This window comes from Actinokineospora spheciospongiae (genome assembly GCF_003182415.1).
Classification (GTDB): Bacteria; Actinomycetota; Actinomycetes; order Mycobacteriales; family Pseudonocardiaceae; genus Actinokineospora; species Actinokineospora spheciospongiae.
Genome location: NZ_QHCP01000002.1, coordinates 144,369 through 164,866 on the forward strand (window position 1 = coordinate 144,369; position 20,498 = coordinate 164,866).

Here is a 20,498-nt window from a genome sequence, read left to right on the forward strand (position 1 = left end):
CAACGTCACACCTGGGCTGAGAGCGTGGTCAGCACCGGGCTCGTAGGGTGGTGGCGTGCACGTTCACCTGGGCAAACCGGCGTTCTCCCGGTACTCGGTGGCGTCGCTGCTGGCCACCGGGATCAGCCAGCTCGTGCTGTTCGGGCTGTACGCGTGGGGCGGGGTGGGTGCCCTCCCGGCGAGCGTGATCGCGTTCGCGGTGGGGGCGGTGCCGCACTTCGTGCTGGTGCGCTGGTGGGCGTGGGGGCAGCGCGGGGTGCCGCGGCTGACCGGGCAGGTCGTCGGCTACCTGGTGACGACCGCGGTCGGCGGGCTGGTGTCGGTGGTGCTGACCGCGGGGGTGGACTGGCTGGTGGAGCCGCTGCTCGCCGACCGCGGGGTGCGGACGCTGGTGCTGAACGTGACGTACGTGCTCAGCGGGTTGCCGGTGTTCCTGGCGAAGTACGCGGTGCTGGACCGGGTGTTCGCCGGGCCGGGGGCCGCTGCGGACCCCGAGGCCGCCGCGCTGCCGTCGGAGCCGCTGGCGGGTCGGGCCTGACGCCGCTCAGGCCCCCGCCGCGTAGGAGTCGACGAACTCGACCAGGGTGCGGGCGGCGAAGCCGGTGGCGCCCGGGACGACGTCGTCGTAGGGGCGGTCCGCCCGGGCCGGGCCCGCGATGTCCAGGTGCGCCCAGGGCAGGCCCGCGGTGAACTCGCGCAGGAACAGGGCGGCGGTGATGCCGCCCGGCCCCGGCGGGCACTGCCGGACGTCGGCGATGTCGCTGGGGACGTGCTCGGCCCACTCGTCGAGCAGCGGCATCCGCCACCACGCCTCGCCCGCCTTCGCGCCCGCCTCGACCACCCGGTCGGCCAGGGCCGCCGAGTCGGCGAACAGGCCGCCGGTGCGCAGGCCCAGGGAGATCTTCATGGCGCCGGTGAGGGTGGCCACGTCGAGGAGGACGTCGGCGCCGAGTTCGGCCGCGGCGTAGGCCAGGGCGTCGGCGAGGACCATCCGGCCCTCGGCGTCGGTGTTGGTCACCTCGGTGGTGCGGCCGCCGTAGTGGCGGACGACGTCACCGGGGCGGTAGGCGGAACCGGAGACGTGGTTCTCCGCGCACGGCACCAGCGCGGTCACCCGGACCGGCAGGCCCAGGCGGGCCACCGCGATCATCGCCGCGATGACGGCGGCACCGCCGGACATGTCGGTGCGCATCAGGTGCATCCCGTCGGCGGGCTTGATCGAGATGCCGCCGGTGTCGAAGGTGATGCCCTTGCCGACCAGGACCAGGTGCGGGCCCCCGGCGCCCGGGGGCGCCCAGGTGAGGTGCAGCAGCCGGGGCGGCCGTTCGGACCCGCCGCCGACCGCGATGACCCCGCCGAAACCGTGCTCGGCCAACCACTCCTCGTCGCGGACCACCGCGTCCAGGCCGGGCACCTTCCCCGCCGCCCTGGCCGCGGTGCGGGCCAGCCACGCCGGGTCCTTGACGTTGGACGGGGTGTTGGCCAGGTCGCGGGCGAAGGCGGTGGCCGCCGCCAGCGCGGTGGCCCGGCTGACCGCCGCCGCCACCTCGGCGCGGCGGTCCGGTTCGGACACCACCAGCCGCGCGGTGCGCAGCCGCGGCTTCGGCTCCTCGCCGGTGACCCGGAACCGGTAGCCGCCAAGCGACAGGCCCCTGGCGAACTGGGCCGCCTCCTCCGGTCCGGCGTCCGGCGGCAGCACGAGCGCCACCCCCGGCCGCCCGGTCCCGCGCCCGCTGTCGGTGTCCGCCGCCGCCCGCGCGTCCACGGCGCGGACCAGTGCCGCGCCCGCCGCCCGCCAGTCCGCCGCGGTCCCCTCGCCCACCCCGAGCACCCAGGCCGCCGCCGAGTCGGCGGGGCCGGGCTGCACCTCGCCCGCCCGGCCGGACAGCGCGACCGCGCTCGCCCAGTCGGCGCCGAGGTCGTTCCCGCCTGGCCCGAGCAGCGGGGGGCCGTCCGCCGAACTGCGGCTGAGCACGACGAGCGGCAGGCCGCCCCGCACCGAGGCCGCCACCTCCACGTCGGGCAGCGTCGTCGGCAGGGTCGGCACCGGCGTGGACAAGGTTCCTCCGGCTGGGATGCTCGGGAAGCGGGTGGTGGTGGGGTGGTGGGCGGTCGCGGCTCAGCCGGAGGCGGACTTGAGCGCGTCCCCGAGGTTGCCCGCCTCCTCCGGCGTCATCTCCACGACGAGGCGTCCACCGCCCTCGAGCGGGACGCGCATCACGATGCCCCGGCCCTCCTTAGTCACTTCGAGGGGACCGTCACCGGTCCGGGGCTTCATGGCCGCCATAGCGTGCTCCCTCCGTCATAGCCTGCCCACCCGGCGCTGGCCTCCGCACGCGTCGGACGGCCGGGTCGAATGACATTCTCCCCCATCCGGTCGCGGCGGGTGAAATCGAACCGATCATCGCGTGTCGGGTGACCGGCCACGATGGGCGGGCGGCCCGCCCCCGGCGGCCTCCCGACCCGGCTCCCGCGCACCCCCTCCGCGCCCACGGCGGACACCCGCGCACCCGGGGCGGGGTCGCCGCCGCCTTCCCGAGCCGACCTCGGCATTCCCGCCATCCGGACCGCGGTGTCCAAAATGGTGCGCCGCCCGCGCCCTCGGGGGACGGCCCCGGCCGCGCTGTGGTGTCGGTGGACACACGGCGGCGGCCCGCTTCCTGGCGGGGGGCCCGGGTGGTAAGCAGGGGTACACCGCGTGAAAGGGAGCCCGATGTCCGACACGGCACTGCTGACCGAGGACCGCGACGGCGTGCGCACGCTGACCCTGAACCGGCCGGAGGCGTACAACTCGCTCACGGTGGCGCTCAAGGAGGCCCTGCTCGACGCGCTGACCGCCGCCGCGGCCGACGCGTCGGTGCGCGCGGTGGTGCTGACCGGCGCCGGGAAGGCGTTCTGCGCGGGCCAGGACCTCAAGGAGCACGTCGAACTGCTGCGCGCGGACGACCCGGCACCTCTGTCGACGGTGGAGAGACACTACAACCCGATCGTCACCGCCATCACCGGGATGCCCAAACCGATCATCGCCGCGGTGAACGGCATGGCCGCGGGCGCGGGCGCCTCCTTCGCCTACGCCTGCGACCTGCGCATCGCCGCCGACTCGGCGAAGTTCCTGATGGCCTTCGCCAACGTCGGCCTCACCGCCGACTCGGGCGCGGCCTGGACGCTGCCGCGGCTCATCGGCTACGGCCGGGCGATGGAGATGATGCTGCTGGCCAAGCCGGTGACCGCCGAGGAGGCGCTGCGGCTGGGCATGGTCGGCCAGGTGCTCCCGGCCGCGGAAGTGCTCCCCGCCGCGCAGGCGCTGGCGGCCAGGATGGCGGCGGGCCCGACCACGGCCTACGCGATGATCAAGGAGGCCATGCTGCGCTCGGCGGGCGCCCCGCTGGCCGATGGCCTGGTCGCCGAGGGCGAGACGCAGGCCAGGGCGGGTGCGACGGCTGACCACCGCGCGGCCGTGGAGGCGTTCGTGGCGAAGCGGGAGCCGGTGTTCGAGGGCCGCTAGGCCGGGTTCTCGGGGGTCGCGCGCCAGCAGGTCCGCACGTGGTCGTCGACCATGCCGGTGGCCTGCATGAGGGCGTAGCAGGTGGTGGGGCCGACGAAGGCGAAGCCGCGCTTCTTCAGCGCCTTCGACATCGCCGTGGACTCGGGGGTGATCGCGGGGACGTCGGCCATCGTCTTCGGGCGGGCGGGCTTGACCCCGGGGGCGAACGACCACAGCAGGTCGTCGAGGTCGGTGTCCATGGCGAGCACGGCCCTGGCGTTGGTGATGGTGGCGGTGACCTTGGCGCGGTTGCGGACGATGCCCGTGTCGGCCATCAGGCGTTCGACGTCGGTCGTGTCGAAGGCGGCGATCGCGTCCGGGACGAAACCGGCGAAGGCGCGGCGGAAGTTCTCCCGCTTGCGCAGGATGGTGATCCAGGACAGCCCGGACTGGAACGCCTCCAGGCTGATCCGCTCGAACAGGGCGTCGCGGCCGTGGAGGGGGACGCCCCACTCGGTGTCGTGGTAGTCGGCGTAGTCGGGGGCGGAGTCGCCCCAGGCGCAGCGGACCCGGTTCACCGGTAGGTCTCCGCGAAGCGGGCGAAGCGGCGCAGCGAGTACCGGACCCCCAACCGGAACCCGGGGCCGACGACGCGCCAGCCCAGTTCGCCCGCCCGGCCCAGCGGCAGTTCCAGCCGCTCGTGCCAGACGAAGGTGGACGCGTCGCCGCCGCGCGGCTGCACCTGGAACAGGCCGGTGCCGCGCACCACCCCGCCGGTGTGCAGGACCTCGACGCGCTTGGGCGCCTCCCAGGTGGTGATGCGCATGGTGTCGGTGAACCCCACCCCGAGCACCCCGGTGAACGCCGACAGGCCGGACCCGACACCGCGCCCGTCGCCCTCGGTGATCCGGACCTTCGTGCCCAGCATCCACTCGCCCTGGCGCGCCCAGTCGGTCAGCGCGGCCCAGGTGGTGTCGGCGGGGGCGGCCACCGGGACCCGCTCGGTGACCTCGATCATTCAGCCGCCTCCCTGGCGCGCTCCAGCTCGGCCACCCTGGCCCGCAGGGTGTCGATCTCGGTGCCGAGCCTGCGCAGCACCCAGTCGACCTCGGACATCTTGTAGCCGCGCAGGGTGAGCTGGAACCGGACGGACTCCAGGTCGGCACCGGTGATGTCGGTGGCGGGCAGGCGGGTGGGCGACGCGCCGGGGGCCAGCGGCGGCAGCTCCTCGCCCCGGCCGAACACGACCGAGGCCAGCAGGAACACCACGCCCGCCACGAGCACCATGACGACGAGGTAGATCAGTGCGGTGGTCACGGGGGGATCGTGTCACGCCCGGCGGAAACGCGGTTGCCGACACCACGACCCCGCCCCGACGATGTCCCCATGCCCGAGGTCACCCGCCTCACCCCGCAGGACTGGTCCGCCCTGCGGGCCGTGCGCCTCGCCGCCCTCGTCGACAGCCCGCACGCCTTCGCCTCCACCCTGGCCAGGGAGACGGCGTTCACCGAGGCCGACTGGCGGTCCTGGCCGTCCCGGCACGCCGTGTTCGCCGCCCTGGTCGACGGCACCCCGGTCGGGTTGGCGGCGGGCGCGCCGGACCCGGCCGGGCTGGAACTGGTCTCCCTGTGGCTGGCCCCCGGCCACCGCGGCGGCGGGCTCGCCGACGGACTGGTCGCGGCGGTCGTCGGGCGGGCCGGGGAGCTGGGCGTCGACACGGTCACCGCCTGGGTGTGGGAGCACAACGCGCGGGCCCACCGCTTCTACGACCGCCTCGGCTTCGCGCCCACCGGCCGCGGCGAGCCGAACCCGGCCCACCGGGACCAGCTCGAGGTCGAACTCGCGCTCCCCGTCCCCGGGCCCGCCCGGTGATCACCCGGCGGTCGGTCCGGCCCGTTCGCCCGCTGTTTGCCGGGGCGGGCGTTTTCCGACCGCCGGACATGGGGTGATCACCCTAGACTCGCGGCCGTGACAAGCGAGCCGAAGAAGGACGAGCCGCCGCGCGAGCGCCAGCGCGGACCGGTGACGCTGCGGCGCGACCGCAGCGACGAGTCGACCACCACCGACCAGCGGCTGCTGGACTCGCGCGGGCCCAGCGACTGGGTGCACACCGACCCGTGGCGGGTGCTGCGCATCCAGGCCGAGTTCGTCGAGGGCTTCGGCGCGCTGGCCGAGGTGCCGCGGGCGGTCACCGTGTTCGGGTCGGCGCGCACCGCGCGCGACCACGAGGAGTACAAGCTGGGCCAGCGGATCGGCGCGGCGCTGGCCGAGGCCGGGTTCGCCGCGATCACCGGCGGTGGGCCGGGGGTGATGGAGGCGGTCAACCGCGGCGCGTCCGACGCGGGCGGGTTCTCCGTGGGCCTGGGCATCGAGCTGCCGTTCGAGCAGGGCCTCAACGAGTGGGTCGACCTGGGCGTGAACTTCCGCTACTTCTTCGCCCGCAAGACCATGTTCATCAAGTACTCGCAGGCCTTCATCTGCCTGCCCGGCGGCTTCGGCACGCTCGACGAGCTGTTCGAGGCGCTGACCCTGGTGCAGACCAAGAAGGTCACCAAGTTCCCGGTGGTCCTCTTCGGAACCGAGTACTGGGGCGGGCTCTACGACTGGCTGCGGGACTCGGTCCTCAAGAGCGGCAAGATCGGCGAGAAGGACATGGCGCTGCTGCACCTCACCGACGACGTCGACGACGCCGTGCAGGTCGTGGAGAACGCCTACCAGGCCTGGAGCGACGCGCACTGATGGCCGGGCACGGGGTGTGCGTCTACTGCGCGTCGAACTCGAACGTCCCCCGCGGTCACCTCGACCTCGCCGACGAGGTGGGCGCGGGCATCGCCGACCGAGGCTGGTCGCTGGTCTGGGGCGGGTCCAGCGCGGCCATGATGGGCGCGGTGGCCCGCGCGGTCCGCCGCGGCGGCGGGCACACCCTGGGGGTGATCCCGCAGGGCCTGGTGGACCTGGAGGTGGCCGACCCGGAGGCCGACGAACTGGTCGTGGTGGACACCATGCGCGAGCGCAAGCGGATCATGGACGACCGCGCCGACGCGTTCCTGGCCCTGCCCGGCGGGCTGGGCACGCTGGAGGAGCTGTTCGAGGTGTGGACCGCGGGCTACCTGGGGATGCACCGCAAACCGGTGGTCGTGCTGGACCCGGACGACCACTACGCGGGGCTGCTGGAGTGGACCCGCGGGCTGGCCGCGAAGGGGTTCGTCTCCCCCGCGTCCCTGGACTTCCTGGTGGTGACCAGGACGGTCGACGAGGCCCTGGACGCGGTCGCGCCGCGGTAGCTCAGGCGGCGTCGGGGCGCTTGTGGTAGCTGTCGACGTACTCCTGGCCGGACAGCTCCATCAGCGCGTACATGACCTCGTCGGTCACCGCGCGGCGGATCGGCAGCGAGTTGCCCAGGCCCGCGTAGCGGGAGAAGTCCAGCGGCTCGCCGAAGACCACCTTGATCCGGCGCGGCCGGGGCAGGCGGGTGCCCGCGGGCTGCACCCGGTCCGTGCCGACCAGGGCCACCGGCACCACCGGCGCCCCGTGCTCCAGGGCGAGCTGCGCCACCCCGGTGCGGCCGCGGTGCAGCTTGCCGTCGAGGGAGCGGGTGCCCTCCGGGTGGATGGCGAACGCGTCGCCGCGGTCGAGGACGGCGCCCGCGACCTCCAGCGACTGCAGGGCGGCCCGGCTGTTGTCGCGCTGGACCGGGATCGCGCCCAGGGCGCGGAACAGGGTGCCCACCAGCCGCCCGCGCAGCGAGGTCGCGGTGAAGTACTCGGCCTTGGCCAGGAACGCCACCTTGCGCGAGAGCATCAGCGGCACCACGAAGCTGTCGATGACCGCGAGGTGGTTGATGGCCAGGATCACCGGCCCCTTCGTCGGAACCAGGTTCGCGCCCACAACGGTGGGGCGGAAGAACAGCTTGGCGAGGAACGACAACACCGAACGCAGCGCGCGGTAGAACACGGCGAACCCTCCTAGGTCGACCCCACTGTAGTCCCGCCCCCGCGCCCGGAGACGCCGGTCACCGACCCGGGTGACCGACCGCATGGCACGATCGGGGGTCGTGACCACAGCACTGCGGTTCGGTTCCCGCCCGGTCCCGCGCGACCGGGCGCTGGTCATGGCGATCGTGAACCGGACGAGGGACTCGTTCTACGACGGCGGCGCCACCTTCGCCGAGTCCGCCGCGCTGGCCGCGGTCGACCGGGCGGTCACCGAGGGCGCCGACATCGTCGACATCGGCGGGGTGCGGGCGGGCTCGCACGGGGAGGCCGTGGACGCCGCCGAGGAGGCGCGGCGGGTGGTGCCGTTCGTGGCCGCGGTCCGCGAGCGGCACCCGGACCTGGTGATCAGCGTGGACACCTGGCGCTCCCGGGTCGGCCGGGCGGTGTGCGCGGCGGGCGCGGACCTGATCAACGACACCTGGGCGGGGGCGGACCCGGCGCTGGCCGAGGTGGCCGCCGAGTTCGGCGTGGGCATCGTCTGCTCGCACACCGGCGGCGCCGCCCCGCGCACCGACCCGCACCGGGTCCGCTACACCGACGTGGTCGCCGAGGTCGCCGCGGAGCTGGTCGGGCGCGCGGAGCGGATGGTGACCCTGGGGGTGCCGAGGGCAGGGGTGCTGATCGACCCGACGCACGACTTCGGCAAGAACACCTGGCACGGCCTGGAGCTGCTGCGCAGGCTCGACGAACTGGTCGGCACCGGGTGGCCGGTGCTGATGGCGCTGTCCAACAAGGACTTCATCGGCGAGACGCTGGGCGTGGGCGTGGAGGACCGGGTGGAGGGCACCCTGGCCGCGACCGCGCTGGCCGCGGGGGCGGGCGCCCGGGTGTTCCGCGCCCACCAGGTCCGGGCGACGCGCCGGGTGGTGGACATGGTGGCGGCGATCGCGGGCACCCGCCCGCCGCGCCGCGCGCTGCGGGCGCTGGCGTGAACCCGGTCGAGCGGATGCTGGCCGACCGCACCTGGCAGAGCCCGGAGTGGTCGGTCTCGGCGCTGGTCCGGGCGAAGGGCACCCGCACGGTGAGCGTGGTGCTGCCCGCACTGGACGAGGAGGCCACGGTCGGCGCGGTCGTGGAATCCGTCCGCCCCCTGCTGGGCACCCTGGTCGACGAGCTGGTGGTGCTGGACTCCGCCTCCACCGACCGCACCGCCGAGGTCGCCGCCGCCGCGGGCGCCCGGGTGGTCCACCGCGACCGGGTGCTCCCGGAGCTGCCCGCGCGCCCCGGCAAGGGCGAGGTGCTGTGGCGCTCCCTGGCCGCCACCACCGGCGACCTGCTGGTGTTCCTGGACTCCGACCTGGTCGACCCAGACCCCGCGTTCGTCCCGGCACTGCTGGGACCGCTGCTCACCCTGTCGGACATCCACCTGGTGAAGGGCTTCTACCGGCGCCCGCTGCGGCTGGAGAGCACCGGCGGCGGGCGGGTGACCGAGCTGCTGGCCCGGCCGGTGCTCTCGGCCCTGCGCCCGGAACTGGCCGGGGTCATCCAGCCGCTGGGCGGGGAGTACGCGGGGACCCGCGAGTTCCTGGCGTCGGTGCCGTTCGCGGCCGGGTACGGGGTGGAGATCGGGCTGCTGCTCGACGCGCACGCCCGCTACGGGCTGGCGGGGCTGGCGCAGGTGAACCTGGGGGTGCGCAAGCACCGCAACCGGTCGCTGCTGCAACTGGGGGTCATGTCCCGGCAGATCCTCGGCACCGCCCTTTCCCGCTGCGGCCTGCCCGCGGCGGACGCGGACCTGACCCAGTTCGTGCAGGTGGGCGGGGAGTGGGTGCCCGACCGGGTGCCGGTGCTGGTCGCGGACCGCCCGCCGATGGCCGAGGTGCTGGAGCGCCGGTAGCCGGTCCGCGTGGCCGTCAGTGGCGGGAGTCCGACCAGGCGAGGATCTCCCGGGCGAGCTGCGGGGCCATCAGGTGGTAGTCCACGTGCGCCCCGTCGTCGCCCCAGCGGAACGGCAGACCGCCGAGGCCGCCGCCGCAGGCCGGGTCCTTGCGCCAGCACAGCGAGATCGCGTTCCACCCGGGCGGGAACAGCGGGATCGGGCCGAGCGCGAACGGGTTCTCCGGGATGTCGTCGAAGAAGAAGTGGTTGATGCCCAGCGAGATGCCGGTGCGGCTGGTGATCGCTTCCCGGATGTCGTTGACCATCGGCAGGAATGGGTCTTCGCTGTCGAAATTGGGGTCGGCGAGCAGGTGCACCCGAATTCGCGGATCGGGTTTCTGGCTCGCCAGGGTGCGGCGGATGACGTCGGAGCCCTGGGAGTAGCCGATGACGGCGACGTCGCTGCCCGGGCAGTTCGCGCGCAGCGCGGCCAGGTCCGACTGCATCCGGCGCACGCCGTCGCGGACGCTTTCGGCGTAGGTGTGCGCGAGGTCGGGGCGGCCCCAGCTCAGCTCCCAGATCACCGCCGGGTAGCTGTTGCCCTGGGCACTGACCCCGCCCGGCCGCAGCCGGGCCAGCTCGTCGACGACGGGGCCGATCTGGTTGCCGAACGGGCCCACCTCCTCGCTGCCGCGCACCGCGTAGACGTGCAGCGGCGCGCACGCCACCGCCTGCGGCGCCGCCTCGCCCGCGGGGGTCAGCGTGAGCACCAGGATGGCGGCGGCCGCGATGCCGCCAAGTGCCCGAACGAGTTTCATGCCTTGAGAAATACTACTGTTCCCAGATCGAGGGCAATACGCGGCACGGAAATTCCGGCGGCCTTGGATGGGCGTGAGCAAAAGCCGCTCTGGGTTACCCGGCGGTATTTCGGTACAATTCCCGATTTTCAGCCCGCGACGAACCGCCGCAGCACCTCCAGGCACCGGGTGATGTGCTCCACCGGCACGTTCTCCTGCTGGGTGTGGGCCAGCGTCGGGTCGCCCGGCCCGAAGTTCACCGCCGGGATGCCCAGCGCGGAGAACCTGGACACGTCGGTCCACCCCAGCTTGGCCACCGGCCGCCCACCCGCCGCCGCGATCAGCTCCTGGGCCGCGGGCGCGCCCAGCCCGGGCAGCGCCCCCGGCGACACGTCCTCCACGGTCAGGTCGTACCCGGCGAAGACCTCCCGCACGTGCGCCTCGGCCCGCTCCGGCGACCGGTCCGGGGCGAACCGGAAGTTCACCTTGAGCACCGCCTCGTCCGGCACCACGTTGCCCGCCACCCCACCGGACACGTGCACCGCCTGCAGGCCCTCGCGGTAGGTGCACCCGTCGATGTCGACCACGCGCGCCTCGTACTCCGCCAGGGTCCGCAGCGCGCCGCCGAGGGCGTGCACGGCGTTGACGCCCATCCACCCCCGCGCGGTGTGCGCCCGGGCACCGGTGGTGCGCAGCACGACCCGCATGGTGCCCTGGCACCCGGCCTCGATCACCGCGTTCGACGGCTCGCACACCACGGCCAGGTCACCGCGCATCCACTCCGGCAGGTCCCGCTCGACCCGGCCGAGGCCGTTGCGGTCGGCGGCGACCTCCTCGCAGTCGTAGAACAGGAACGTCAGGTCGTGCACCGGCTCGGCGACGGTGGCGGCCAGGTGCAGCATCACCGCGTCGCCGCCCTTCATGTCCACGGTGCCCAACCCGTGCAGCACCCCGCCCTCCCGGCGCGAGGGCAGGTTCCGGTTCTCCGGCACCGTGTCGAGGTGCCCGGCGAACACCACCCGCGTCGGGCGGCCCAGGGTGGTCCTGGCCAGCACGGTGTTGCCCGAGCGCACCAGCTCCAGGTGCGGGGCCTGCGCCCGCAGCGCGGCCTCCACGGCGTCGGCGAGCACCCCCTCCCGCCCCGACTCGCTGGGCACGTCCACCAGCGCGGCGGTGAGGTCGACGGGGTCTGCGGTGAGATCGAGCACGGGGGTCACGGGTGGCCACGCTACCGGGGTCCGGCATTGGCTACCGTTGCGCCCGTGAGCAGCGCAGAGTCGATCGACAACAGGGCCGCCCACGGCGTCGGCCTGGCGACCGTGACCACCGGCGGGACCGTGCTCGACACGTGGTTCCCGAACCCCAAGCTGGGCCGGGCCCCCACCCCCGGCACCCTGCGGCTGTCCGAGCACGAGGCCGTCGAGGCCCTCGGCGCGGGCGTCTCCGCCCTCCTGGGCCCCGACCCCGCCCGCGGCGTCGAGGTCATCGCGGTCCGCACCGGCATCGACGACCTCGACGCCCCGCCCGCCGACGCGCACGACGTCTACCTGCGGCTGCACCTGCTCTCGCACCGCCTGGTCCGCCCGCACGGGCAGAACCTCGACGGCGTCTTCGGCCTGCTCAGCAACGTCGTGTGGACCAACCACGGGCCGTGCGCGGTCGAGGGCTTCGAGCAGACCAGGCTCGCCCTGCGCGCCCGCGGCCAGGTGACGGTCTACAGCGTCGACAAGTTCCCCCGCATGGTCGACTACGTGCTGCCCGGCGGCGTCCGCGTCGCCGACGCCGACCGCGTCCGCCTCGGCGCCCACCTGGCCACCGGCACCACGGTCATGCACGAGGGCTTCGTCAACTACAACGCGGGCACCCTCGGCGCGTCCATGGTCGAAGGCCGCATCTCCGCGGGCGTCAGCGTCGGCGACGGCTCCGACGTCGGCGGCGGCGCCTCCATCATGGGCACCCTCTCCGGCGGCGGCAAGGAGACCATCACCCTCGGCGAGCGCTGCCTCCTCGGCGCCAACGCGGGCATCGGCATCTCCCTCGGCGACGACTGCGTGGTCGAGGCGGGCCTCTACGTCACCGCGGGCACCAAGGTCGCCCTGCCGGACGGCACCACGGTCAAGGCCAGGGACCTCTCCGGCGAATCCGGCCTGCTGTTCCGCCGCAACTCCACCACGGGCGCGGTCGAGGTCGTCAAGCGCGACGGCGGCGGCGTGGAGCTGAACGCGGCCCTGCACGCCAACTGAGGCACTGACACGACGAGGCCCGCCCCCGATCCGGGGCGGGCCTCGTCGTGTCGGTGGGGCTAGGCCGCCAAGCGGTCGGCGGCGGCGGCCATGCGTTCGTCCGTGGCGGTCAGGGCGATGCGTACGTGGCGGTCGCCGGTGGGGCCGTAGAAGGTGCCGGGGGCGACCAGGATGCCCCGGTCGGCCAGCCAGGAGACGGTGTCCCAGGCGGACTCGGCCCGGGTGGACCACAGGTAGAGACCGGCCTCGGAGTGCTCGACGGTGAAGCCCGCGCGCTCCAGGGCGGGCTTGAGGACCGCGCGGCGGGCGGCGAAGCGGGCCTTCTGGGCGACCAGGTGGGCGTCGTCGGCGAGGGCGGCGGTCATGGCGGACTGCACCGGGCGGGGGACGATCATGCCCGCGTGCTTGCGGACCTCCAGCAGGCCCTTGACCAGGGCGGGGTCACCGGTGACGAAACCCGCCCGGTAACCGGCCAGGCTGGAGGTCTTCGACAGGGAGTGCACCGACAGCAGGCCGGTGAAGTCGCCGTCGCAGACCGAGGGGTGCAGCAGGGAGACGGGTTCGGCTTCCCAGCCCAGGGCCAGGTAGCACTCGTCGGAGACGACGACCGTGCCGCGCTCCCGGGCCCAGGACACGACCTTGCGCAGGTGCTCCACCGGCAGGACCCGGCCGGTGGGGTTGGACGGGGAGTTCAGCCAGACCATCGCCGGGGCCTCCGGGCCCAGCGCCGTCAGGCCGTCCGAGCGGACCACCCTGGCACCGGCCAGCCGGGCACCGACGTCGTAGGTGGGGTACGCCAGCTCCGGCACCACGACCGCCCGGCCGCGCGCGCCCAGCAGCGTCGGCAACCACGCCACCAGCTCCTTGGAGCCGATGGTGGGCAGCACCGCCGCCGGGTCCACGCCGAGCACGCCGTGGCGGCGGGCCAGCGCGTCCACCGCGGCCTGCCGCAACTCCGGCAGGCCGTGCGTCGTGGGGTAGCCCGGCAGCTCCGAGGCCGCGCCGAGGGCGGCCTGGACCAGGTCCGGGACCGGGTCCACCGGGGTGCCCACTGACAGGTCGACCACGCCGTCCGGGTGCGTCCGTGCCCGTGCGGCGTGGTCGGCCAGGGTGTCCCAGGGGAAGTCCGGGAGGTCGGGGAAGTTCACTCGCCCCGCGGGTCCAACGCCTTGATCCAGTCCGGGTCGGCGGAGGTCTTGCCCGCCTTGGAGGCACCGCCCGGGGAACCGAGGTCGTTGAAGAAGTCGACGTTGGCCTTGGTGTAGTTCGTCCACTGGTCGGGGACGTCGTCCTCGTAGTAGATGGCCTCCACCGGGCAGACCGGCTCGCAGGCACCGCAGTCAACGCACTCGTCGGGGTGGATGTAGAGCATCCGGTCGCCCTCGTAGATGCAGTCGACCGGGCACTCCTCGATGCACGCCTTGTCGAGGATGTCGACGCAGGGCTCGGCGATCACGTAGGTCACTGCGCTCTCCTGCTCCTTCGTGGTGTAGCGCGCGCACTCGGGAGGATGCGCGACGACCGACAGTATCTCCTCCGGGCCGACCGGGCACGCACCCGGTGCCGTCTAGCTCACACGGCCCGGCGACACTTCCCGGGTGCGTGCGGTGGGCGAACTCGAAGACGTGTGCGCGCGGGCCTGGCCCGCCGTGGTGACCCGACCGCTCGGGCGGTGGCTGCTGCGGGCGTCGGGCGGGTACACGGGGCGGGCGAACAGCGCGCTGGCCGTGGGCCCACCCGGGGTGCCGCTGCCCGCCGCGCTGCGGGCGGTGGTCTCGTTCTCCGCGGAGCACGGGATTCGGCCGTACGTGCAGGCGGTGGTGGGCGACGAGGTGGAGGCGGCCCTGCCCGGGTTGGGGTGGGAGGTGAACCTGGCGCACCCGAAAGGCGCTGAGTCCGCCGTCCTGACCTCGGTGCTGGGTCCGGGACCGGGGTGGGCGCCCGTTGGCGGGACGGGTGTGGAGGTGGGCGGCGCGGGCGTGGAGGGGTCGGGCGTGGGGGCGCCGGGGATGGGGGCGCCGGGGGTGGGCCAGCCAGACATGGGCGGGCCGGGCGCGGCCAGGCCAGGTGCGGAGGGGCCGGGCGCGGGCGGATCGGGCGGAGGTGCGCCAGGGGTGGGCGTGGCCAGGCCAAGGCCAGGCGGGGGTGGATCAGGCGCAGGTGCGCCGGAGGTGGGCCGACCGGACGTGAGTGGGCCGGGCGTGGGCGGACCGGGCGTGGGCGGGTCAGGTGTGGGCGGGTCGGGTGTGGAGGTGGTCGGGTCCCCTCCCCCGGGGTGGTTCGAGTTGGCCGTGGGCGGGGAGCCGTCGGCGGCGCAGCGGGCCGTGCTGACCTCCGGGCCGCGCGTGGGGTTCGCCTGCCTGCGGGAGGGCGGTGCGGTGGTCGGGGTGGCGCGCGGGTGCGTCGTCGACGACCACCTGCACATCGCGGTGCTGGAGGTGCGGAGCGGGCACCGGCGGCGCGGGTGCGCGCGGCGGTTGCTGGCCGGGTTGGACGCGTGGGCGGCGGCACACGGGGCGCGGCGGCGGGTGTTGCAGGTGGCGACGCACAACGAGGGGGCGTTGGCGCTCTACCGGGGGCTCGGGTACGTGGAGTCGCACCGCTACCGGTACTGGGTACCCGCCTGACCTGCGACGACCTGGCCCGACATGCTCCCACCCGCGGCCGATCCGAGTTGTCCACAGTTTGCCGAGTTGTCCACAGGCAAGATCCACATCTCTCCGCCGGACACCCTCCGCCGGTAGAATGGACCTGGGCACGGCCCCCTGGGTGCGGTGGGGTGTGGGTGCGGTGGGGTGTGGGTGCGGTGGGGTGTGGGTGCGGTGGGGTGTGGGTGCGGTGGGGTGTGGGTGCGGTGGGGTGTGGGTGCGGCGTCAGGCGGAGGTGGGGGCGGGGTGGGCGTCCAGCCAGCGGCGGGCCTTCTTGGCGGCTCGCTTGAGGGCGCTGCGTTCGCCGAGGTAGTCGGCGGCCATTCCCACGACCGGGAGCAGTCCCACTGCCTTGTGGTAGAAGCGGCCCTGGGGGCGTTTGTCGAGTTCGTCGCCCAGGGCGTAGAGGGTTCGGCCGAAGCGCCAGAGGGTGTTGGTGGCGGCCTTGACCGTGATCTTGCCGTGTTTGCGGGCTGATTCGTCCAGGTCGCCGGTGAGTTCGGCGGTGGTGGCGTCCTCTTGTTCCCTGGTGAGGTGGTCGTCCTTGCCCGCGGCCAGGTCGGGGTCGATGTGGCGGTCGAACAGGACCGCGGCGATGAGGCGGACCCGGTCGGCCTGGTCGGTGATGCCGTGTTCGGCTGCCATGGCCGACAGCAGGAGGCCCTGGCCCGCCGTGGCCAGGGCGTCCTGGATGGGGAGGCGGTCGGCGAGGGCGCCGCCGAGGCCGGGGATGGAGGCCAACAGCACCGTGAAGCGGCCCACCCGGTTGACCCACCAGTTGTCGCGTTCGGTGACCGTCATCTCCGACCACGCCTGGGTGCCGGGGACCTTGAGGCTCTCCAGGCCGTCCAGCAGCTTTTCGCGGCGGGACCTGTCCACCGTGGCCAGGGCTTTGGCGTCCTCGGCGTCGCCGGTGGACGCGGGGAGGGCCTTGGTCTCGGGGCGGGTCGCGGAGGGGAGGACTCGGCGGACCAGGCCCAGGGGGTCGGACTCGCGCAGGGCGGAGAGCATCGGGGTGGTGGCCCGGACGAACGGGCGCAGAACCGTCACGACCTGCCTGTCGGTGATCGCCTCAGCCACCGCTCCCGCCTCCCTTGCCTGCCGACCTGGCCAGGACGTCGCCGATCTTGACCGTGGCCGGGAACGCTCCGCCCGCGAGCAGCAGCAGTGTCCGCCAGTCGGCGATCACCACCGTGTCGCCACCGGGGGTGACGACGATGAAGGCGAACAGGGCGGCCAGCCACGCGTAGAGCGGGCCCGCCGCGACCGAGGCCTTCATCTTCAGCCTGCTGGCTCTTACCACCAGCCACGGCAGGGTAAACGCGGCGACGAGGACCGTGACCGGGAAGGGGAGGTCGCCCAGCTTCGGCAGGACCGTGCCGTCGAGGCGCAGCGGCAGGAAGAGCAGTTCGTACACGGCGAGCAAGGCGCTGAGCGCCAGCAGCCCCGCGTACCGGGCCCGCTGCGCCCCGGTCACCGGTCGGCGCCCACGTGCTCGACCGGGGCCAGGCCGCCGAACAGGTCGGTGTCGGCCCCGGTGGTGCCCCTGGCCAGGGTGTAGTACTCGTGGCCCAGGACCGGTTGGGCGATGTCGTTGGTGAGCGAGTAGCTGTGCGCGCCGTCGTCGCCGCGCCAGACGGCGATCTGGGTGGCGTGCGCGCGCAGGGCGCGCAGCTTGGCGGGCAGGTGGTCGGTGACGTCGATGGCGGTGGTGATCTCCGCGTCGTCCACGACCGGGAGTTCGCCGGGGGTGGGCAGGCGCCAGGGGAGGCCCTCGGTGCCGCTGAGGGCGGCGACGCCGTCGGCGGTGGCCCGGGCGGAGTTGACCGCGTAGTACAGGCGGGAGACGTCGGGCAGGTCGGCGAGGGCGGCGACGGTGATGTCGTGGGCGCGGACGTGGTCGGGGTGGCCGTAGCCGCCGTCGGGGCCGTAGGTGATGACGACCTGCGGGCGGACGTCGGCCAGGACCTCGGCGAGGGCGGCGGCCTGCTCGGCCGGGTCGCCGCCGACGAAGGCGCGCGGGTGGGCGTTGGCGGCGGTGCCGACCATGCCGGAGTCGCGCCAGCGGCCCATGCCGCCGAGGTAGCGGTGGTCGGAGACGCCGAGGGCGGCGCAGGCGGCGCGCAGTTCGCCCACCCGGTAACCGCCGAGCTGGTCGGCGGCGCCCGCGGCGAGCTGGGCCAGCGAGGCGGGGATGATCTCGCCCTCCTCGCCGAGGGTGCAGGTGACCAGGGTGACCTGGACGCCCGCGGCGGCGTAGCGGGCGATCGTCCCGCCGGTCCACAGGCTCTCGTCGTCGGGGTGGGCGTGGACGAGCAGCAGTCGTGGTGGGGCTGTGAGCATGGGGAGGGTCAGCCTTAGGCACGCGTAGGGTCCGGGCGCCGGGGGTGGCACCGGCGCCCGAACCCTACTGCGTCGCTACGGCAGGACGCTGCGCTCCTCGGCGAAGTGGCAGGCCGACAGGGTGGCGCCGTGCGCGACCAGCGGCGGCTCCTCCCGCGCGCAGATGTCCTGCGCCTTCCAGCACCGGGTGCGGAAGCGGCAGCCCGAGGGCGGGTCCACCGGGCTGGGCACGTCGCCGGAGAGCACGATCCGCTGCCTGGCCCGCTCCTGGCGCGGGTCGGGCACCGGGACGGCCGAGAGCAGCGCCTGGGTGTAGGGGTGGGTGGGCCGCTCGTAGATGGCCTCCCGGTCGCCGATCTCGACGATCTTGCCCAGGTACATGACCGCCACCCGGTGCGAGATGTGCCGCACCACGGACAGGTCGTGCGCGACGAACAGGTACGCCAGGTGCAGGCGCTCCTGGAGTTCCTCCAGCAGGTTGACCACACCGGCCTGCACGGACACGTCGAGCGCGGACACCGGCTCGTCGAGCACGATCAGCTTCGGGTCCAGGGCCAGCGCCCTGGCGATGCCGATGCGCTGGCGCTGCCCGCCGGAGAACTCGTGCGGGTAGCGGTTGCGGTGCTCGGGGTTGAGCCCCACCAGTTCCAGCAGCTCGTCCACCCGGTGCTGCACGTCCTTGGCGTTCTCACCGACCCCGTGGATGCGCAGGGGTTCGGAGACGACGTCGTTGACCTGCCAGCGCGGGTCCAGGGAGGCGTACGGGTCCTGGAAGACGATCTGCAGGTCGCGCCGCAGCGGGCGCATCTGCGCGGGCTTGAGCGTGGTCAGCTCGCGGCCCTCGAACCGCACCGAGCCCGAGGTGGGCTTGTGCAACTGGAGGATGGCGCGGCCGGTGGTGGACTTGCCGCAGCCGGACTCGCCGACCAGGCCCAGCGTCTCGCCCCTGGACAGGTCGAAGCTGACGCCGGACACGGCGTGCACCTGCCCGATGGTGCGCGGGATGATCCCGCCGCCGCGCACCGGGAACGACTTGACCAGGTCCTGGACCCGCAGCAGCGGGGTCGTCGCGTCGGCGGCGTCGGCCGGGGCGGCGGCGGTGTGCGTCTCAGTCATCGGACTTCTCCTCCTGCGCCAACCGCTGCTCGACCACGGCGAGGTCCTCGCTCACCGGCAGGTCGGGGTCGGCCTGGGTCAGCGCGGCGGGGTTCTCCACCGAGCCGATCTCCTCGTGCTCGAACAGGGCCTGCGGGCGCTCCAGCGACGCCAGGTGCTCCCACCGGTGGCAGCGGGTGGTGTGCTCCACCCGCTCGGTGGGGGCCAGCGGCGGCTCGGTGGTGGTGCACTCCTCGACGACCAGCGGGCAGCGCGGGGAGAACGCGCAGCCGGTCGGCAGGTTGATCAGCGAGGGCGGGGAGCCCTTGATCGGGGTGAGCCGCTTGCCCAGGGTGGCCGGGTTGGGCAGCGAGCCGAGCAGGCCCACGGTGTAGGGCATCCTCGGGGTGTCGAACAGTTCGTCGACCGGGCCGGACTCGACCACGGTGCCGCCGTACATGACCTGCACCCGGTCGACCATGCCCGCGACGACGCCGAGGTCGTGGGTGATCATCACGATGGCCGCGTCGGTCTCGTCGCGGATGCGCAGCAGGGTCTCCAGGATCTGCGCCTGCACGGTCACGTCGAGGGCGGTGGTCGGTTCGTCGGCGATGATCACGTCCGGGTCGTTGATGATCGCCATGGCGATCACCACCCGCTGGCGCATGCCGCCGGAGAACTCGTGCGGGTACTGCGCCGCGCGCCGGTCCGGCTGCGGGATGCCGACGAGTTCGAGCGCCTCGACCGCCTTGGCCCAGGCCGCCTTCTTCGACACCGGGTGGTGCGCGCGGTAGGCCTCGGCGAGCTGCCACCCGATGGTGTAGACCGGGTTGAGCGAGGTCATCGGGTCCTGGAAGATCATGGCGATGCCGTTGTTGCGGACGCCCATCATCTCCTTGTAGCCGCGCCCCACCAGCTCCTGGTCCCGGTAGCGGATGGAGCCGGTGATCCGGGCGCTGCCCGGGAGCAGGCCCATGACCGCCATCGAGGACACCGACTTGCCGGAGCCGGACTCGCCGACGATGCCGAGCACCTCGCGCGGGCGCAGCTCGTAGGAGACGCCGCGCACCGCGTGCACGTCGCCGTCGTCGGTCGGGAAGGTGACCGAGAGGTCCTCGACCGCGAGCACCGTTTCGGTGAGCACCCGGTCGACGCCGTCGTTGATCAGACTGCTCATCAGCTCCGCACCTTCGTCTGCCTGGGGTCGAACGCGTCGCGCAGGCCGTCGCCGATGAAGTTCACCGCGAGCGAGATCAGCACGATGATCACGAACGGGCCCCAGAACAGCCAGGGGCGGTTGGTGATCTGCGAGTAGTTCTCGTTGATGATCAGGCCGAGCGAGGTGTCCGGGGACTGCACGCCGAGCCCGATGAACGACAGCGCGGCCTCGGAGAGGACCGCGGTGGCGACCGCCAGCGTGGTGTTGACGGTGATGGTGCCGACCATGTTGGGCACCAGGTGCCGGAAGATGATCCACCGGGTCTTCGCGCCCGCGGCCCTGGCGGCCTCGATGTACTCGCGCTGCGACAGCGACAGCGTCTCGCCGCGGGTGATCCGCGCGGTCTGCATCCAGGCGAACGCGGCCAGGATGAGCGCCACGACGTACCAGCTCCCGCTGAGGGCGCGGACCAGGATGGCCGCGACCGCGATCTGCGGGATGATCAGCATCAGGTCGACGAACCGGCTGATGGCGGAGTCGACGACCCCGCGCAGGTAACCGGCCAGGGTGCCCATGACGACGCCGACGATGGTCGAGCCGAGGGCGACGACCAGCGAGATGGCCAGCGACAGCCGGGTGCCCACGATGAGCTGGGCGAGCATGTCCTTGCCGGTCTGGATGGTGCCCAGCGGGTGCTCCGCGCTCGGCGGCAGGTAGCCGCGGCTGGAGGTGTCCTCGATGGACACGGTCCAGAACAGCGGGCCGAGGAAGCCGAAGGCGGCGATCAGCAGGAACACGACCAGGCTGGCCATGGCCAGCCGGTGCCGCAGGAACCGCTTGACGATCAGGGTGCTCTGCTTGCGGGCCTTGGTGGTGTCGAACTCGCTGCCGGTGGCGCCGACGGTGGTCGGCACCG

25 protein-coding genes are annotated in these 20,498 nt (G+C 73.7%); 9 read left to right on the forward strand and 16 right to left on the reverse strand.

Annotated elements, in window-relative coordinates:
• Positions 1-55 precede the first annotated feature (55 nt).
• A complete protein-coding gene (locus DFQ13_RS04255) occupies positions 56-538 on the forward strand; it encodes a GtrA family protein (protein ID WP_110078898.1) in 483 nt (160 codons plus the stop codon).
• 6 nt (positions 539-544) lie between these two features.
• Here DFQ13_RS04255 and DFQ13_RS04260 read toward each other — a convergent pair whose 3' ends face one another.
• Both DFQ13_RS04260 and DFQ13_RS04265 read right to left on the reverse strand, forming a co-directional pair.
• The gene (locus tag DFQ13_RS04260) at positions 545-2,059 is read right to left on the reverse strand and encodes a leucyl aminopeptidase (RefSeq protein ID WP_110078899.1); all 1,515 of its coding nucleotides are present in this window, start codon (positions 2,057-2,059) and stop codon (positions 545-547) included.
• A 60-nt stretch (positions 2,060-2,119) separates the two neighbouring features.
• Positions 2,120-2,287 (reverse strand): DUF3117 domain-containing protein, encoded by a 168-nt coding sequence (locus DFQ13_RS04265; RefSeq protein WP_084175727.1) that lies wholly within the window; start codon positions 2,285-2,287, stop codon positions 2,120-2,122.
• 426 nt (positions 2,288-2,713) lie between these two features.
• Between DFQ13_RS04265 and DFQ13_RS04270 the strand changes: the two genes are divergently transcribed.
• Entirely contained in the window at positions 2,714-3,505 is a 792-nt protein-coding gene (locus tag DFQ13_RS04270) for an enoyl-CoA hydratase-related protein (protein ID WP_110078900.1), read from the forward strand.
• On the opposite strand, the gene DFQ13_RS04275 is transcribed toward DFQ13_RS04270, so the two are convergent.
• From DFQ13_RS04275 to DFQ13_RS04285, 3 genes are read right to left on the reverse strand one after another with little or no spacing between them, the layout of a single operon-like run.
• Positions 3,502-4,062 (reverse strand): DNA-3-methyladenine glycosylase I, encoded by a 561-nt coding sequence (locus tag DFQ13_RS04275; RefSeq protein WP_110078901.1) that lies wholly within the window; start codon positions 4,060-4,062, stop codon positions 3,502-3,504. The two genes, DFQ13_RS04270 and DFQ13_RS04275, sit on opposite strands and share 4 nt — an antisense overlap.
• On the reverse strand, positions 4,059-4,502 hold the full coding sequence (locus DFQ13_RS04280; RefSeq protein WP_110078902.1) for an SRPBCC family protein: 444 nt from the start codon (positions 4,500-4,502) through the stop codon (positions 4,059-4,061). Before DFQ13_RS04280 ends, DFQ13_RS04275 begins: the two co-directional genes overlap by 4 nt.
• The gene (locus DFQ13_RS04285; protein ID WP_035283694.1) at positions 4,499-4,801 is read right to left on the reverse strand and encodes a DivIVA domain-containing protein; all 303 of its coding nucleotides are present in this window, start codon (positions 4,799-4,801) and stop codon (positions 4,499-4,501) included. Before DFQ13_RS04285 ends, DFQ13_RS04280 begins: the two co-directional genes overlap by 4 nt.
• A 69-nt stretch (positions 4,802-4,870) precedes the next feature.
• Between DFQ13_RS04285 and DFQ13_RS04290 the strand changes: the two genes are divergently transcribed.
• The 3 genes from DFQ13_RS04290 (at position 4,871) to DFQ13_RS04300 (ending at position 6,768) form a co-directional block, all read left to right on the forward strand.
• Positions 4,871-5,356, forward strand: a complete 486-nt coding sequence (locus tag DFQ13_RS04290; protein WP_052021272.1) for a GNAT family N-acetyltransferase — start codon at positions 4,871-4,873, stop codon at positions 5,354-5,356.
• A 96-nt stretch (positions 5,357-5,452) separates the two neighbouring features.
• Positions 5,453-6,223 (forward strand): LOG family protein, encoded by a 771-nt coding sequence (locus DFQ13_RS04295; RefSeq protein WP_110078903.1) that lies wholly within the window; start codon positions 5,453-5,455, stop codon positions 6,221-6,223.
• Positions 6,223-6,768, forward strand: a complete 546-nt coding sequence (locus DFQ13_RS04300) for an LOG family protein (RefSeq protein WP_035283698.1) — start codon at positions 6,223-6,225, stop codon at positions 6,766-6,768. The genes DFQ13_RS04295 and DFQ13_RS04300 overlap by 1 nt, the downstream gene beginning before the upstream one ends.
• Before the next feature lies 1 nt (position 6,769).
• On the opposite strand, the gene DFQ13_RS04305 is transcribed toward DFQ13_RS04300, so the two are convergent.
• Positions 6,770-7,438, reverse strand: a complete 669-nt coding sequence (locus DFQ13_RS04305) for a lysophospholipid acyltransferase family protein (RefSeq protein ID WP_035283700.1) — start codon at positions 7,436-7,438, stop codon at positions 6,770-6,772.
• Positions 7,439-7,595: 157 nt separating this feature from the next.
• Here DFQ13_RS04305 and folP point away from each other — a divergent pair, with 157 nt between their 5' ends.
• Together folP and DFQ13_RS04315 are read left to right on the forward strand one after the other, a co-directional pair.
• A complete protein-coding gene (gene folP, locus DFQ13_RS04310) occupies positions 7,596-8,411 on the forward strand; it encodes a dihydropteroate synthase (RefSeq protein WP_233438300.1) in 816 nt (271 codons plus the stop codon).
• Between the two features lie 14 nt (positions 8,412-8,425).
• A complete protein-coding gene (locus DFQ13_RS04315; protein ID WP_110078904.1) occupies positions 8,426-9,316 on the forward strand; it encodes a glucosyl-3-phosphoglycerate synthase in 891 nt (296 codons plus the stop codon).
• Positions 9,317-9,332: 16 nt separating this feature from the next.
• On the opposite strand, the gene DFQ13_RS04320 is transcribed toward DFQ13_RS04315, so the two are convergent.
• A complete protein-coding gene (locus DFQ13_RS04320) occupies positions 9,333-10,115 on the reverse strand; it encodes a cutinase family protein (protein WP_110078905.1) in 783 nt (260 codons plus the stop codon).
• 128 nt (positions 10,116-10,243) lie between these two features.
• Complete coding sequence (gene dapE, locus DFQ13_RS04325; protein ID WP_110078906.1) at positions 10,244-11,311, reverse strand: succinyl-diaminopimelate desuccinylase; 1,068 nt, start codon at positions 11,309-11,311, stop codon at positions 10,244-10,246.
• Between the two features lie 45 nt (positions 11,312-11,356).
• Between dapE and dapD the strand changes: the two genes are divergently transcribed.
• Positions 11,357-12,337: a 2,3,4,5-tetrahydropyridine-2,6-dicarboxylate N-succinyltransferase gene (gene dapD / locus DFQ13_RS04330; RefSeq protein WP_110078907.1), complete on the forward strand. Its 981-nt coding sequence runs from the start codon at positions 11,357-11,359 to the stop codon at positions 12,335-12,337.
• Positions 12,338-12,396: 59 nt separating this feature from the next.
• Here the strand turns inward: dapD and dapC are convergent, their stop codons facing one another.
• On the reverse strand, positions 12,397-13,485 hold the full coding sequence (dapC, locus tag DFQ13_RS04335; RefSeq protein WP_035283707.1) for a succinyldiaminopimelate transaminase: 1,089 nt from the start codon (positions 13,483-13,485) through the stop codon (positions 12,397-12,399).
• A complete protein-coding gene (gene fdxA / locus DFQ13_RS04340) occupies positions 13,482-13,802 on the reverse strand; it encodes a ferredoxin (RefSeq protein WP_035283709.1) in 321 nt (106 codons plus the stop codon). Before fdxA ends, dapC begins: the two co-directional genes overlap by 4 nt.
• 133 nt (positions 13,803-13,935) lie before the next feature.
• Between fdxA and DFQ13_RS35505 the strand changes: the two genes are divergently transcribed.
• The gene (locus tag DFQ13_RS35505; RefSeq protein ID WP_456049224.1) at positions 13,936-14,964 is read left to right on the forward strand and encodes a GNAT family N-acetyltransferase; all 1,029 of its coding nucleotides are present in this window, start codon (positions 13,936-13,938) and stop codon (positions 14,962-14,964) included.
• Positions 14,965-15,210: 246 nt separating this feature from the next.
• Here DFQ13_RS35505 and DFQ13_RS04350 read toward each other — a convergent pair whose 3' ends face one another.
• From DFQ13_RS04350 to DFQ13_RS04375, 6 genes are all read right to left on the reverse strand, one after another.
• Positions 15,211-16,065 carry a hypothetical protein gene (locus DFQ13_RS04350; RefSeq protein WP_110078909.1) on the reverse strand — a complete coding sequence of 285 codons (855 nt, stop codon included), beginning with the start codon at positions 16,063-16,065 and terminating at the stop codon, positions 15,211-15,213.
• Positions 16,058-16,462, reverse strand: a complete 405-nt coding sequence (locus DFQ13_RS04355) for a hypothetical protein (protein ID WP_110078910.1) — start codon at positions 16,460-16,462, stop codon at positions 16,058-16,060. The genes DFQ13_RS04350 and DFQ13_RS04355 overlap by 8 nt, the downstream gene beginning before the upstream one ends.
• A complete protein-coding gene (gene mshB / locus DFQ13_RS04360; protein ID WP_110078911.1) occupies positions 16,459-17,328 on the reverse strand; it encodes an N-acetyl-1-D-myo-inositol-2-amino-2-deoxy-alpha-D-glucopyranoside deacetylase in 870 nt (289 codons plus the stop codon). The genes DFQ13_RS04355 and mshB overlap by 4 nt, the downstream gene beginning before the upstream one ends.
• Before the next feature lie 75 nt (positions 17,329-17,403).
• Positions 17,404-18,444 carry an ABC transporter ATP-binding protein gene (locus DFQ13_RS04365; RefSeq protein WP_110078912.1) on the reverse strand — a complete coding sequence of 347 codons (1,041 nt, stop codon included), beginning with the start codon at positions 18,442-18,444 and terminating at the stop codon, positions 17,404-17,406.
• On the reverse strand, positions 18,437-19,600 hold the full coding sequence (locus tag DFQ13_RS04370) for an ABC transporter ATP-binding protein (protein ID WP_052020947.1): 1,164 nt from the start codon (positions 19,598-19,600) through the stop codon (positions 18,437-18,439). Before DFQ13_RS04370 ends, DFQ13_RS04365 begins: the two co-directional genes overlap by 8 nt.
• Positions 19,600-20,496 carry an ABC transporter permease gene (locus DFQ13_RS04375; protein WP_110078913.1) on the reverse strand — a complete coding sequence of 299 codons (897 nt, stop codon included), beginning with the start codon at positions 20,494-20,496 and terminating at the stop codon, positions 19,600-19,602. The genes DFQ13_RS04370 and DFQ13_RS04375 overlap by 1 nt, the downstream gene beginning before the upstream one ends.
• Between the last annotated feature and the right edge of the window lie 2 nt (positions 20,497-20,498).